Below are 13,194 nucleotides of genomic sequence, written 5' to 3'. Positions count from 1 at the left end.
GGACGGGCGCGGCCTTGAACACCAGCCACACGGTCTTGCCGACGACGTGATCGTCGACCCCGAAGTCGTCGGCAAGATCGTTCACCAGGTGTAACCCGCGCCCCGAGCAGGCGCCGTCGTCAGGGCGCCGGACCACTGGCCGACCGGGCCCACTGTCACGAACCTCCAGCCGGACCAGCTCCTCGCTCCGGTGGAGGCCGACGCAGAACTCGCGCCCGGCGGCACGCCGTGCAGCAGCGCATTGGTGGCGAGCTCCGAGACGCACAGCTTTATGTCCTCGATCAGAGGGTGTAGCTCCCACTCGATGAGGACGCCGGTGACGAAGTCGCGTGAGGCACCAACGGAGGTGCGCCTGCGGGGGAAGTGTCGTTGCTGCGACAGGGACACAGTGGTTCACCGCCTTGCTCGCGGGCCGTAATGTGACGATGACTGTACTGCTATTCGCGAAAAGCGGCAAGGTTTACCCTGTGGAGTTGCGTCTGCCTCGCCTACCGTGTGGTGCGGCAGGCTGTTACGGGTGTCGGCTGCGGAGGAGAAGGACATGGGCGGCAGTGAATGGATCAGCACCTCGGTGCCGTACCTTGCGGCGTCTCCCGGAGCCCGAGGTGACATGTGGGCCGCAAAAGCCGCCGCAGAGGGGCGCAGGGGCAGCCAGCGCGTTGTTCAGGCGGGTGAGGTGAAGGCGCCCGGAGCGGTCGCCGAGCTGTTGGGAGTGCCCGCCGGACAGAACGTTGTCGCTCGTCGCAGAATCATGTATCTCGACGACGAGCCCTGCGAGTTGACAGACACGTACTACCCCGTGGACATCGCGCGTGGCACCGGCCTGGCCGGGACGGCCAAGATCCCGGGCGGGGCGATTCGGCTCCTGGCGGACCCGGGGCATGTCGGCGTCCGCGTACGCGAGGACGTGACCGCGCGGCCGGCGACCGGCCACGAACAGGAGCAACTGCGGCTGACGGCCGGGGAACCCGTCCTGCAACTGACCCGGCTCACGCTGGACGACGCCGACCGGCCCATTCAGGTCGACGTGCTGGCCATGCCGCCACGGCGTCAGAAGCTGCGATACGAGATCAGGATCGGATGACTGTGCCCAGACCCGAAGCGGATGCCGTCGACCGCCGTTCGCTGCATGAGCGGATCGCGGCCGACCTCAGGGACCAGATCATGGACGGCGACCTCGCCCCTGGCGCCAGCCTTCCGTCCACCGTGCACCTCAAGGATCGGTTCAACGCCTCGAACGCGACCGTGCAGAAGGCCCTGCAACTGCTCAAGGATGAACAGCTGGTGGTCGGCAGGGCCGGAGCCGCGGTGACGGTCCGCGAGCATCGGCAGCGGACCGTCCGCCCGGCCTCGTACATGGCCCCGGCGGCTTCGGGCGAGTCGTACCGCTGGCTGACGGAGACCGCGAAGAACGGCTCCCGCGCACACAGCACACTCCTTGAGGTTGCGGAGAGTACGCCGCCCGCGGACGTCGCCGAGGCGCTCCGACTCCCGAAGCCCGGCATCGCGCTCCTGCGACGACAACTCCTCATGATCGACGACGAACCGGCGGAACTGGTCGCGTCGTACTACCCACTGGAGATCGCCCGCGGCACGGCGATGACGGAACGCCGAAAGACCCCCGGCGGGACACCGACCCTGCTCGCGGAGCTGGGTCACCCACCCCGGCTCAGCGTGGACCGGGTCTCCGCGCGAGTGCCCACCCAGGACCAGTACCAGGCGCTGCGGCTGCCCGGTGGGCTGCCGGTTCTGCGGACGCTGCGTGTCGTCTACAGCGACGACGAGCGGCCCATCGAAGCGACGGTGATGGTCAAGGCGGGACATCTGTATGAGGTGCAGTACGAGTTCGCGACCGAGGGCGCCTGAGGCGAGATGGGCCGGCTGCGCTCGTCGGGCGCGCCGCGGAGGCGACCTCCGGTGGTGCTGGCCGTGGCGGCCGTGAGCCCGAGCAGGGGTCCTCCCGCGGGACCGGGCAGAAGGGCGGCGGACAGGGCGGCCGGGCGCGGCTGCGGGCATTGGAGAGTGCAATGCCCACGCGGTCTTTCACAACCACCGCCGCTGTGTTCCGATGGGCGGTATGGGCGGGCGGGGGCGCAAGGGTTACCGAGGAACCGGACCAGGAGCAATCACGCCGGATGGGTGTGCGGTCGAACTGTATGAACGGCTCCCTGTGGGCGACGAGCCTGACATTGTCGAACAGGCGGTCTCCGCCCGGGCTCGTATCCTCGAACTGGGATCCGGTGTGGGCAGGGTGACGCATCCGCTGGTGAAACGAGGTTTCACCGTGACGGCCGTCGATGAATCTCCCCAGATGCTGGAGCGGGTCCACGGCGCCCGGACCGTCTGCAGCCCGATCGAGGAGCTGGAGCTCGACGAGCGCTTCGATGTGGTGTTGCTGGGGTCGTTCCTTGTTCACGCCGGTGATCCGCAGGTGCGTCAGGGACTGCTGCGGACCTGTCGACGGCATGTCGCGGAGGACGGCTGCGTGCTGATCCAGCGAGAAAGCGAGGACAGGCACGAGAGCCTGCCGCGAGAGAGGGAGATTGCCGGCGGCCTCGTCCGGGTGGTGTCCTCCGATCCGGTCGGCCCTGGTGTGCGGTCTGTTCACGTCGAGTACGTCTTCTCGGACGCGCAGTGGACCCAGACGTTTCTGTCACGCCCCCTGACCACGGAGGCCTTCGAACTTGCTCTGGCCGAGGAAGGGCTCGCCGTCAATGCCTACCTGACTCCCGACCGCACATGGGTACGGGCTCGGCCGGTCACCGGTCAGCTGTAGTGGGCAGGCCGGTACCAGGTCGGTGCGGGGGCTGATGGCCCAGCGGTCGCTTCGCGGAAATCGGTCCGCGAACGTTACGTTGCGTTCGGCGGAGGAGATCGGCGCATGCCGTTCAGCGGGAGGCGGTGCTCACTCGCGGGGGAGTGAGTCCAGGAGCTCACGCGCGGCCTCCAGGTCATTGTTGTCCGCCGTGTCGCCGAGGGCGAGGAGCCGGCGGAGGCAGGAGCGGGCCTCGTCGGTCTCTCCCAGTTCGATCAGGGCCTGACCCAGGTCCAGGAGCAGGCTGCCCTCCACGTCGGGAACGCCGATGCGCTGCATCTGGAGCAGACCGCTGCGAAAGTGGTCGGCTGCCTCGCGCCACCGCCCCAGAGCGGCGTAGTCGCGGCCGAGTCCGCTGATCGTCTTGGCGCGGCACCTGTCGGCGATGTGCCCGCGCACCGGGCAGTCGGGCGCGTCCAGGAAGGCGATGATGCGCTCGTGCAGGGGCAGGGCTTCCTCGGCACGGCCGAGTGCGCGCGGGAAGACCCGGTAGAAGGTCATGGCCTGGAGCCAGGCCTCGTGGTCGCCGGCGGCTTCGAACAGGTCGACGGCGGCGCGAACCTTGTCGAAGCCCTCCTGGCTCTCTCCGAGGTAATAGTGGGCCAGTGCCGCATAGTTCAGTGCCCAGGCCTGCTGGGAGGCGTTTTGGGCGCGGCGGGCGCACTCAAGCGCTTCGTCGGCTCGTTCGAGGGCCTCGCGGTAGCGTTGCCCGCAGTCGGCCAGGGTCCAGGAGTAGTGGTTGAGGTGGACGGCCTGCAGGTGCGGGTCGTCGAGTGCGGCGGCGGCCTCGCTGGACAGGCGGAAGACCTCGGGCCAGTGCCCCCAGAAGGCCCACAGGCCGACGAACCATTCCATGGCGGCGGCGGTCTCCACCACCCGGGTGTGCTCGCCCCGGGCGGCCGCGCTGCGCAGTGCGGCGAACCAGGCGGGGGCTTCGCTCTCGAGCCAGGCCCGGGCCTGCTCCGGGCTCTCCAGCGGGACGGGGTCCTGCCAGGACAGGGGCGGTGCGCCGTCCACCCAGTGGCCGGCGACGGCGGCGGTGTCCAGCAGCCAGGCGCGCAGCCGGTCCTCGGCCGCTTCCCGCTCGCCGGGCTCCTCCTCGCGCGACAGGCGGGTGCGCGCGAACAGCCGCAGCAGGTCGTGCAGCTGATACCGGCCGGTGAAGGAGGCCTGCAGCAGTCCGGCCTCCGCCAGATCCTCCATCACGTCCTCGGCCTCGAAGACGTCGGTGCCGGTGAGGGCGGCGCCATAGGCGGCGGTCATGTCCGGACCCGGGACCAGGCTCAGCAGCCGCAGCATCCGGGCGGCCGGGGGAGTCAGCTGGCGGTAGGAGAGCTCGAACGCCGCCTCCACCCGCACGTCACCCGCGGCCAGGGCGCCCAGCCGGCGTTCCTCGTCGGTCAGGCGGCGGACCAGGTGCTCCACGCTCCACCCCGACCGGACCGTCAGCCAGTTCCCCGCCACCCGCAAGGCCAACGGCAGGCGTCCGCACAGCTCCGCCACCCGCGCCACGGCCTCGGTTTCCGCCTCGGCCCGTTCCTTGCCCAGGATTCGGCTCAGCAGCTCGACGGCTTCAGCCTGCGCCATCTCCGACAGCGCCAGGCGGTCGACGTTCTCCAGCCCGGTCAACGGCCGCCGGCTGGTGACCAGCACCAGACTCCGCCCGCCCGGGGGCAGCAGCGCACGGACCTGCCCCTCGTCGCGGGCGTTGTCCAACACCACCAGGCACCGGCGCTCACCCAGCAGAGCCCGCAGCAATCCCGCACGGCCCTGCGCATCCTCCTGCGCCAGCCGGCGGTCCGGCACCCCCAGGGCCTTCAGCAGCTTCAGCAGCGCCTCACCCGGGTCCACAGCGCCTTCCACCCCGTGCAGGTCCACCACAAAACGCCCGTCAGGGAATTCCCCCGCCAGATCCGCCGCCGCCTTCAGCGCCAGCGTCGTCTTCCCGCACCCCGGAGGACCCGAGACGACCGACACCGACACCCCCACACCGGTACGTGACCGGTCCGCGGCCTCCCGCAACCGCGCCAGCTCACGATCGCGCCCCGTGAAGTCCCCCACGGACCGCGGCGGCACAGACGCCCCCGCCACCGCTGCCGCACCCGTTTGACGCCCCACCCGGGCAGCCGCGAGCAGAGCCTCCCGCTCCGCATCCGCCAGCCCCAGCCCCTCCGCCAGCGCCACGACCGTGCGCCGCTGCGGAACCCGGCTGCGCCCCCGCTCTATATTGCCGATCGCCCGGGCACTCACACCCGACGTCTCGGCCAACTCCTCCATCGTCAAACTGGCCTGCCGCCGCAGACCACGCAGCACAACCCCGAACGGCTTCTCCCCGGACACAACCCCAACCTCCTTCTCCACCCCGACGCTGCTGTGGACGGTCGGCCAGGCACCGAACTGCCGAGGCGTCGCCCGCCCCGTCGTGAACCTCGCAGTCGGGGAGGGGAGTGGTCACCGTAACCCTCCAGCGGTGGATCCGTGGTGGCTCCGGCGGCCGGTGCGCGTGTGATCCGGGCCGCATCCGGCCCGCGCTGTAGCCATGAGCATGCCTCGCGGGTAAAGGCCTCCGTAGGATTCCCGGGTCCAGCTCTCCCCCCGTCAGGACGGCGTCGAGTGATATCTCCCCGTACGTATCGAGTGATGCTGCCCGCCCTCGGCGTGGCTGCGGTGCTGGCCGTGGCCGGCTGTGAGCCCGGACAGGGGTCCTCCTCCGGGGCCGGGCAGAAGGGCGGCGGGGCCGGAGGCGGCGGACAGGCCGTTGCCGGATTCGGGGCCAGTCCGCTCGACAATGCCGACGGTACGAAGCCGGGGCTCGCGCCGCTCACCTCCGAGGCGGACAGGGCGGCCGGGCGGAAGGTCATCGAGAAGGTGGCGACCAAGGGGCGCGGTCCCAGGACCGGGTACGCGCGGGACGAGTTCGGCTACGCGTGGAAGGACTCGATCGACGGGATACCGCTCGCGAGGAACGGCTGCGACACCCGCATTATCTCCATGCTTCGCGCCGTGATGAGACTGTTCTCGCAGCGTATGCAGGGTGTGGTCGGCTGTGCGTAGTGAGAGGTACGTGAGTCACAGGACGCTGTCTGCTCGCGGGAAGAGGGCCGTCCTTACGATCGCCGTTGCCGCCGCACTCGTTGCGGGCTGTGATGGCCTGGAGCCGGGCGGCAGCTCTGCGGGGTCCGGACCATACGCCGCTGCCGGGCGGGCGGCGAGCCCGCTGACGAATCCGGACGGAACGAAGCCGGGGCTCGGCGCGCTCACGTCGGAGGCGGACAAGGCCAACGCGCGCAAGCTCGTCGACGAACTCACAGCCAAGGGGCGTGGGCCGAAGACGGGCTACGAACGGGACAAGTTCGGCTATGCGTGGATGGACACGGCGGACGGGGTGCCGCTGGCGCGGAACGGTTGTGACACGCGGAACGACTTGCTGAAACTCCATGGACGGGACGTGCAGTTCCGTACAGGTTCCGACTGCGTGGTCGTGTCGATGGACCTGCACGACCCGTACACCGGCAAGGACATTGCCTGGACGAAGGCGAAGGCCGCCGAGGTGCAGATCGACCATGTGGTGCCGCTGTCGTACGCCTGGCAGTTGGGGGCTGCCCGGTGGGACAAGGAGAAGCGGCAGAGACTGGCCAACGACGTACTGAATCTTCTGCCGGTCTCGGGCTCCGCGAACTCCGCCAAGCGCGATTCCGGTCCGGCGTCCTGGCTGCCGCCGAACAAGGAGATCCGCTGCTCGTACGCGGTGCGGTTCGCGCAGGTGTCCCTGAAGTACGGCCTGCCGGTGACGGCCGCGGACAAGCGGACCATGCTGGAGCAGTGCGGCGGGTGAATCCGCGGACGGAACCCGCCCCGGGTGGGGCGGGTTCCGTCGTTCTGTCGTCCGCTTCGGGTTCTTCGGGTTGTTCGGGCGCTTCAGGTCTTTGGCCTGCTTGCTGTGAACGGCTTGTCGAAGGCGGAGAACTCGACCGTTACGGAGCCGGTGTCACGTCCTGTTCCGCCCTGCGGGAAGTGCAGGTTCAGCAGGTAGGGCCTGCCGTCCGTCGCGACGTTCGCCGCCCACTTCCCGCCGTCCGCCCTGCCGGTGACGGTCAGGACGCGCGCGCCGGAGTCGAGTGTCGCCGTCTCTTTCTTGCGGGCCGTTCCGCTCTTCGGCGCGAGGAGGCCGAGGAACGTCTCCCGGTCGCAGTAGCGCAGGGCCAGCTTCGTGTGCCGGTCCCCGGCGGGCGGCTTCACCCAGCGGCCCGCGAGTTTCCCGACGTCGGCGGCGGAGGCCGACCGCAGCATCGCGGCGTCGGACTGGGTGTAGACCGTGCCGCCCGTCCGCACCAGTTGCATGGTGTCCGCCGCGCCGATCGACAGCGTGACCGTGCACTCACCCCTGATGTCCGTGGCGACGTACGCCTCGACCGGGCCCTCGGGGGAGTCCGTCTTCACCGTCATGCGTACCGACTTGGCGCCCCGGGTCGCCGCGAGGGCCTTGTTGACTACCTCGGGGCCGGTCAGCCGTGCGTAGGGCGCGGTGTTTTGCGCATCGTCGAAGAGCGTGTCACAGGCCGCCGTGAGACCGAGGGCGGTCACGGTGCAGAGGGCGGCTGCCGCGGTGCGGGCGAGTGGATGCATGGTGGTCGGCTCCGGTCGAGGGGGAAGGTCAGAGCTTCAGGTCCCACTGGGTGGCGTCGTACGTAAACCCGGGGTTGACCTCGACGGTCAGGTTCTTGGTGTCCGCGGGGGCGTCGAAGGCGAACTGGACCGTGACCTTCTTGCCCGGCAGCACCGTGCCGCTGAAGCCCTGGCCGACCTTGCCGTCGAAGATCTGCTCGGCGTCCACACCGTCCTGGCCGGCGCGCGCCGTGACGTTCGCGAGTGCGGAGTCGTACTTCTCCTTGCCCGCGTTCTCGATGACGACGGCGATCCGGTAGGCCTTGTTTCCCTTGGTGTGCCCGGCGGCGTACGCGTCCGGGGTGTACGAGGTGGCGTCGCCGACCGTGACCGTCAGATCGTCGTCGTACACGGCCGAGTCACCGGCCTCCAGCGCCTTGCCGGTGCTCTTCTCCTTGTCCGCGCCGTCGTCCTTCGTGTCGCCCTTGGCGCCGTCCTTGGCGGAACCGTCGCCGCCGGGCTCCGGCTTCGCGGAGGCCGTGGTGTCCGACACCGCCTTGTTGAGGTCGTTCACCGCGTCGTCCACGGCCTTGAACGTGATCACCGCGCCCACCACCGCGAGGATCAGCGAGACCAGGCCGAGGACCGCTCCGAAGGTCGTCACGCCCTTGTTGGTGGCCTCGCCGCGCTTCGCCCGGCCCCGACCGGCCAGGCCCAGGATCAGGGCGATGACGCCGAGGGTGCCCGCCAGCCAGAACAGGAACGGGATCAGTCCCGAGACGGCGCCGATGACACCCAGGACGAGAGCGGCGATGCCCAGTCCGTTACGGGCCGGGCGCGTGCCCGGCGCCTGGGCGGGGGCGTACGGCTGCTGAGGCTGCGGGGACTGCGGCGGCTGAGTGAACTGGGACATGGCTGTGCCCTCCGGCAAATGCAGAGATGAGTGGTGGTGAGCGGTTCCGTGCATCGCTCTCGTGCAGCGACAGGTCAATAAGACCAGAGCCTGTGAACCGAGTCAACACTGTTAACGCCGGAGAGGTTGATGCACGCTGTGAATCGGTGTCGCGCGAACGGGATCGGTATGCTCGCCGACACCGCACAAAGGCGAGCGCCAGGACCAGGGAGACAGTCAGTGCCGGAGAACTCGACAGAGGTGACCGCGGCCGGGATCGCCCGGCTCGCGGGAGTGGGGCGCGCCGCCGTCAGTAACTGGCGCCGCCGTCACGCCGACTTCCCCAAGCCCGTCGGCGGCACCGAGACGAGCCCGTCCTTCGCACTGCCCGAGGTCGAGCAGTGGCTGCGCGACCAGGGGAAACTCGCCGAGGTTCCGCTCCGCGAGCGGGTCTGGCAGCAGCTCGCGGGGCACCCGGCCGGTGCGGTCCCCGCGCTGGTCCACACGGGCTGCGCGCTGCTGCTCCTGCGGAACAGCCCCACCGCCTGGCAGGAGATCACCCCCGTGTCGGACGAGGCGATGGCCGGTGTGCTGTCCCTCGTCCTCAACGACGTGCTCACCGTCCGCTTCGGACCGGCCGTGGAGGCCGGGCGGGCTGTCCGCACCCCCAGCCGTGCGGAACTGCTGCCGTCCATCCCGCTGCTCCGCGGCGCCGCAGAGCTCGCCGCCGGGGCCGGGGTCCGGCAGACCTTCGAGTTCCTGCTCGGCCGCCAGCTGGACGCCAACCCGCGCCAGTACACACTCACCCCGCCCGGACTCGCCGAACTGATGGCCGCCCTGGTGGAGACCGGAAAGCGGCCCGCCCGCACGGTCCTCGACCCCGCCGCGGGCACCGGAGCCCTGCTGAGCGCCGTCGGCCGCCCGGCCGCCCTGTACGCGCAGGAGGCCGACCCCGACCTCGCCGCTCTCACCGCACTGAGGCTCGCCCTGCACACCGGCACCGACAACAGCTGCGCCCTCGCGGTGCGGACCGGCGACACCCTGCGCGCCGATGCCTTCCCGCAGCTCGCCGTCGACGCCGTGCTCTGCCACCCGCCGTTCAACGAACGCAACTGGGGCCACGACGAGCTCGCCTACGACCCGCGCTGGGAGTACGGCTTCCCGGCCCGCACCGAGTCCGAACTCGCCTGGGTACAGCACGCCCTGGCCCATCTGCGCGAGGGCGGCACCGCCGTACTCCTGATGCCCCCGGCCGCCGCGTCGCGTCGTTCCGGCCGCCGGATCCGCGCCGACCTGCTCCGCCGCGGCGCCCTGCGCGCCGTCATCGCGCTCCCCGCCGGTGCCGCACCCCCGTACGGCATCCCGCTCCACCTCTGGGTGCTGCGCGGGCCGGGCAGCGGCCTGCACCCCTCGCCCGAGCTGCTGCTCGTCGACACCGCCGAGCCCTCCGAATCCCCTTCGGCGGGCCCGGCCGCCACCGTCCCGTCCGGCGGGCGCGACCGGCTCGACTGGCAGGCCGTGCGCAGCGCCGTGCTCGGAGCCTGGCAGTCGTTCCAGGGCGAGGGAGAGGGCGAGCACGGGGGAGCGGGAGAGAGCGGGGGCGAGGACGCGGGCAGATCCGCCCGCCCTGGCGTCAGCCGAGCCGTCCCCGTCATCGAACTCCTCGACGACGACGTGGACCTGGCCCCCGCCCGCCATCTGCCGCCCCCGGCAGCCGGGGGCGGACCGGCCGAACTGGTCCGCGTACGGGAACGGCTCACCGAGACGCTCGGCCTCACCGGCACCCTCACCCCGCCGGCCGTGACCCTCTCCGACCCGGCCCACTGGCCCCTCACCACCGTCGGCGAACTCGCCCGCGCCGGCGCACTCCAGCTCCGCACCGGCGGCTCCGGTACCGGTACCGGCTCCGTCCCTGCCCAGGCCCCCGTCCCCGTCCTCACGGAACACGACGTCCTCGGCTCCACCGCCCCTTCGGGAAGCCTCCCCGTCGACGGACCCCCCGAGGAGCCGGTCCTCGTCGAGACGGGCGATGTCGTCGTCCCCGTGCTCGGCGGTGGCTCCGTCGCCCGCGTCATCGACGAGGCCACCGCGGGAGCCGCGCTGGGCCGCAACCTCCAGCTGCTGCGCCCCGATCCGGCCGCCCTCGACCCCTGGTTCCTCGCCGGTTTCCTGCGCGGCACCGCCAACAACCGTCAGGCCAGCAGCTACGCCTCCACCGCCACCCGACTGGATGCCCGCCGCCTCCAACTGCCCCGGCTCCCGCTCGCGGAGCAGCAGAGGTACGGGGAACGGTTCCGCTCCCTCGCCGAGTTCGAGGACGCGCTCCGGCTGGCCGGCCGGCTCGGCGGGCAGCTGGTCCAGGGGATGTACGACGGACTGACGGACGGCACGGTCACGCCCGGGTGAGCCGAAGCGAGCCGAAGCACAACGGTTCTGCACAACCCGGGGCCTGTTGTCGGTGTCGCCCCTTACGCTCGGGTCTGCGTGCACGCAGCGTGTGCGTGGACGTTCAACGACCAGGTCTCCAGGAGCAGCCATGTCCGCCCCGGGTCATCCGCCGACGCCTTCGCGCCGGGTTCCGAGCAGGGCCTGGATCGTCTCGATGCGGGTGCTGTTCGTCGCGCTCTCGGTGTGCTCGCTCGGACTGCTGCTGTGGAGTCCGCTGCTCCGGCTCGCGATCGTCCGCCGCCGGACGTCCGACTGGTGGCTGACCGGCGCCGGTTTCGTGTTCGTCTGTGTGCTCCTGCCGATCCTCGGCAGGGACGGCAGCGACGACCCCACCGGCATCGACAACGTCCTCATACCGCTGCTGTTGCTGGCGATGGTGGGCGCCCCCGCGTACTACCTGGTCGCGGACATCCGCCACTACGAACAGCTCACGAAGCGCAACCTCATGGGCGGGTTCCAACCCCCGGCGCCGGGATACGGATACGCACCCACGGCGCCGATGTACGGTCCCGCACCCATGCCCGTACCGGCGCCCGCACCCATGCCCGTACCGGCGCCCGCACCCATGCCCGTACAGCCGCCCGCCGTGCCGCCGCAGCAGTACCAGCAGCCCCGACCGCAGCTCCGTTCCCAGCCCCAGCGCATAGACCAGGTCCGTGCCGAGCTCGATGAGTTGAGTGACTACCTCCGTAAGGAGGAGGGGCGGTGAGCGGACGCCTCATCGGCGGGCGGTACGAGCTGGCGACCATACTCGGCCAGGGCGGCATGGGCCAGGTCTGGACGGCCTACGACCAGCGCCTGGACCGCCGGGTCGCGGTGAAGCTGCTCCGCCCCGACCGGGTCACCGGCCCCATCGGCAGCGAGGCCGCGGGCGAGCTGCGCCGCCGCTTCGTCCGCGAGTGCCGGGTCACCGCCCAGGTCGACCACCCGGGCCTGGTCACCGTCCATGACGCGGGCAGCGACGGCGACGACCTGTTCCTCGTCATGCAGTACGTCGAGGGCGCCGACCTCGCCGACCATCTCGCCGAGCACGACCCGTACCCCTGGCAGTGGTCCGTCGCGGTCGCCGCCCAGCTCTGTGCCGTCCTCTGCGCCGTGCACGCGGGGCCGATCGTCCACCGCGACCTCAAGCCCCGCAATGTGATGGTGCGTCCGGACGGCACCGTCACCGTCCTCGACCTGGGCGTCGCCTCGGTCCTGGACACCGACACCACCCGTCTCACCCATACCGGTTCACCGATAGGCTCCCCGGCCTACATGGCCCCCGAGCAGGCGATGGGCGGCGCCGTCGGCCCGTACACCGATCTGTATGCGCTCGGTGTGCTCCTCCACGAACTGCTCAGCGGGGATGTGCCGTTCGCCGGATCCACCGCCCTCGGCGTGCTCCACCGCCACCTCTACGAGCCGCCGCTCCCGGTCCGCCGGATCAGGCCCGACATCCCCGAGCCGCTCGAAGCGCTGGTGCTGCGGCTGCTGGCCAAGGATCCGCAGCACCGCCCGTCCGGCGCCCAGGAGGTCTACGAACACCTCGCCCCGCTGCTCCCCACCCGGGGCGCCGGGCTCCCGACGGGACCGCTCGACCCGACCCGCCCCTTCCTGCGCCCGCACGCCCCCTGGCCCGACCGCACCGCCGCCGCCACTACGCCCCCGCTCCCGGCCCCGCCCGCTGCACCGGCGGCCGCCCGGCCCGATGTCGCCGCCGCCGTCGACGACGTCAAGAAGCTGCTCGGCGAGGGCCGCATCACCCAGGCCGTGGACATCCTCGGCTCCATCCTCCCGGTCGCGGCCCAGCAGCACGGCGAGGACTCCGCCGTGGTCCGCATCCTGCGCAAGCAGTACGCGGCGACGCTGATGGACGACGGCCAGTACCGCCGCGCCCTGCCCGAACTGCGCCGCCTCGCCGACGACCGCGCGGCGGAGGCCGGCCCGGCCGACGCCCAGACCCTCCAGTTCCGCTACGACGCGGCCCAGTGCCTGGAACAGCTCGGCGAACCGGCCGCCGCGCTCGCGGAGTACCGCGCGGTCCTCCCGTACTACGAGAACCACCGTGCCACGGGCGGCGACCCGGCCCGCTCCTTCGAGATCCGCAACCGCATCGGGCACCTCCTGCTCGCGGTCGGCGACCACATGGCGGCGCGCGTACAGCTCCAGGGGCTGCTGTACGACACCGAGCGGGCGTACGGACCGCACCATCCGCTGCCGGTGGAGCTGCGCCGCCGCCTCGACCGCCAGATGGAGGTGCGCGGCGGCTGACCCGCGGTCACGGCGAGGTGGGCGCCGCCAAGTAGTGGACGCGCCAAGCTTCCGCAATGGATTGCCACGGAGATCGCCGCCGGGGGTGAAGACCGGCCGCGGCGTGAGACCGTGATCTGCCGCCGGGTGGCTGACCACTCGCCCGTCCCGTCGGCCTCTCACTTCTCCCGAGCTTTTTTCG

General features: G+C 71.2%; 11 protein-coding genes and 1 pseudogene. 8 read left to right on the top strand and 4 right to left on the bottom strand.

The window, feature by feature from the left end; translation table 11 throughout:
* Positions 1–10: 10 nt before the first annotated feature.
* Positions 11–387: pseudogene (locus tag OG507_RS15885) on the bottom strand (ATP-binding protein); the annotation flags it as partial.
* 154 nt (positions 388–541) lie between these two features.
* On the opposite strand from OG507_RS15885, the gene OG507_RS15880 reads away from it, so the two are divergent.
* From OG507_RS15880 to OG507_RS15870, 3 genes are all read left to right on the top strand, one after another.
* The gene (locus OG507_RS15880; RefSeq protein ID WP_327367848.1) at positions 542–1,084 is read left to right on the top strand and encodes a GntR family transcriptional regulator; all 543 of its coding nucleotides are present in this window, start codon (positions 542–544) and stop codon (positions 1,082–1,084) included.
* The gene (locus tag OG507_RS15875) at positions 1,081–1,866 is read left to right on the top strand and encodes a GntR family transcriptional regulator (protein ID WP_327367847.1); all 786 of its coding nucleotides are present in this window, start codon (positions 1,081–1,083) and stop codon (positions 1,864–1,866) included. Before OG507_RS15880 ends, OG507_RS15875 begins: the two co-directional genes overlap by 4 nt.
* Positions 1,867–2,077: 211 nt before the next feature.
* A complete protein-coding gene (locus OG507_RS15870) occupies positions 2,078–2,776 on the top strand; it encodes a class I SAM-dependent methyltransferase (protein WP_327367846.1) in 699 nt (232 codons plus the stop codon).
* A gap of 129 nt (positions 2,777–2,905) precedes the next feature.
* Here the strand turns inward: OG507_RS15870 and OG507_RS15865 are convergent, their stop codons facing one another.
* Positions 2,906–5,155 (bottom strand): ATP-binding protein, encoded by a 2,250-nt coding sequence (locus tag OG507_RS15865; RefSeq protein ID WP_327367845.1) that lies wholly within the window; start codon positions 5,153–5,155, stop codon positions 2,906–2,908.
* 300 nt (positions 5,156–5,455) lie between these two features.
* Between OG507_RS15865 and OG507_RS15860 the strand changes: the two genes are divergently transcribed.
* A complete protein-coding gene (locus OG507_RS15860; protein ID WP_442810984.1) occupies positions 5,456–5,869 on the top strand; it encodes a hypothetical protein in 414 nt (137 codons plus the stop codon).
* A gap of 58 nt (positions 5,870–5,927) precedes the next feature.
* A complete protein-coding gene (locus OG507_RS15855) occupies positions 5,928–6,650 on the top strand; it encodes an HNH endonuclease family protein (RefSeq protein WP_442811101.1) in 723 nt (240 codons plus the stop codon).
* A gap of 83 nt (positions 6,651–6,733) precedes the next feature.
* Here OG507_RS15855 and OG507_RS15850 read toward each other — a convergent pair whose 3' ends face one another.
* On the bottom strand, positions 6,734–7,441 hold the full coding sequence (locus tag OG507_RS15850; RefSeq protein WP_327367844.1) for a hypothetical protein: 708 nt from the start codon (positions 7,439–7,441) through the stop codon (positions 6,734–6,736).
* Positions 7,442–7,469: 28 nt separating this feature from the next.
* Positions 7,470–8,333 carry a DUF4190 domain-containing protein gene (locus tag OG507_RS15845; RefSeq protein ID WP_327367843.1) on the bottom strand — a complete coding sequence of 288 codons (864 nt, stop codon included), beginning with the start codon at positions 8,331–8,333 and terminating at the stop codon, positions 7,470–7,472.
* A gap of 219 nt (positions 8,334–8,552) precedes the next feature.
* On the opposite strand from OG507_RS15845, the gene OG507_RS15840 reads away from it, so the two are divergent.
* From OG507_RS15840 to OG507_RS15830, 3 genes are all read left to right on the top strand, one after another.
* Entirely contained in the window at positions 8,553–10,718 is a 2,166-nt protein-coding gene (locus OG507_RS15840) for an N-6 DNA methylase (protein ID WP_327367842.1), read from the top strand.
* Positions 10,719–10,848: 130 nt separating this feature from the next.
* Positions 10,849–11,469, top strand: a complete 621-nt coding sequence (locus tag OG507_RS15835; protein ID WP_327367841.1) for a hypothetical protein — start codon at positions 10,849–10,851, stop codon at positions 11,467–11,469.
* Positions 11,466–13,013: a serine/threonine-protein kinase gene (locus tag OG507_RS15830; protein ID WP_327367840.1), complete on the top strand. Its 1,548-nt coding sequence runs from the start codon at positions 11,466–11,468 to the stop codon at positions 13,011–13,013. The genes OG507_RS15835 and OG507_RS15830 overlap by 4 nt, the downstream gene beginning before the upstream one ends.
* The last annotated feature ends 181 nt before the right edge of the window (positions 13,014–13,194 follow it).

The organism is Streptomyces sp. NBC_01217 (genome assembly GCF_035994185.1).
Classification (GTDB): domain Bacteria; phylum Actinomycetota; class Actinomycetes; order Streptomycetales; family Streptomycetaceae; genus Streptomyces.
This window is presented reverse-complemented; position numbering and strand designations above follow the sequence as displayed.

What these genes read in the sequence shown, in the direction of transcription:
- OG507_RS15850 (WP_327367844.1), bottom strand. Translation starts at nt 7,441, where the DNA reads ATGCATCCACTCGCCCGCACCGCGGCAGCCGCCCTCTGCACCGTGACC.
- OG507_RS15870 (WP_327367846.1), top strand. Translation starts at nt 2,078, where the DNA reads ATGGGCGGGCGGGGGCGCAAGGGTTACCGAGGAACCGGACCAGGAGCA.
- OG507_RS15880 (WP_327367848.1), top strand. Translation starts at nt 542, where the DNA reads ATGGGCGGCAGTGAATGGATCAGCACCTCGGTGCCGTACCTTGCGGCG.
- OG507_RS15845 (WP_327367843.1), bottom strand. Translation starts at nt 8,333, where the DNA reads ATGTCCCAGTTCACTCAGCCGCCGCAGTCCCCGCAGCCTCAGCAGCCG.
- OG507_RS15835 (WP_327367841.1), top strand. Translation starts at nt 10,849, where the DNA reads ATGTCCGCCCCGGGTCATCCGCCGACGCCTTCGCGCCGGGTTCCGAGC.
- OG507_RS15860 (WP_442810984.1), top strand. Translation starts at nt 5,456, where the DNA reads ATGCTGCCCGCCCTCGGCGTGGCTGCGGTGCTGGCCGTGGCCGGCTGT.
- OG507_RS15875 (WP_327367847.1), top strand. Translation starts at nt 1,081, where the DNA reads ATGACTGTGCCCAGACCCGAAGCGGATGCCGTCGACCGCCGTTCGCTG.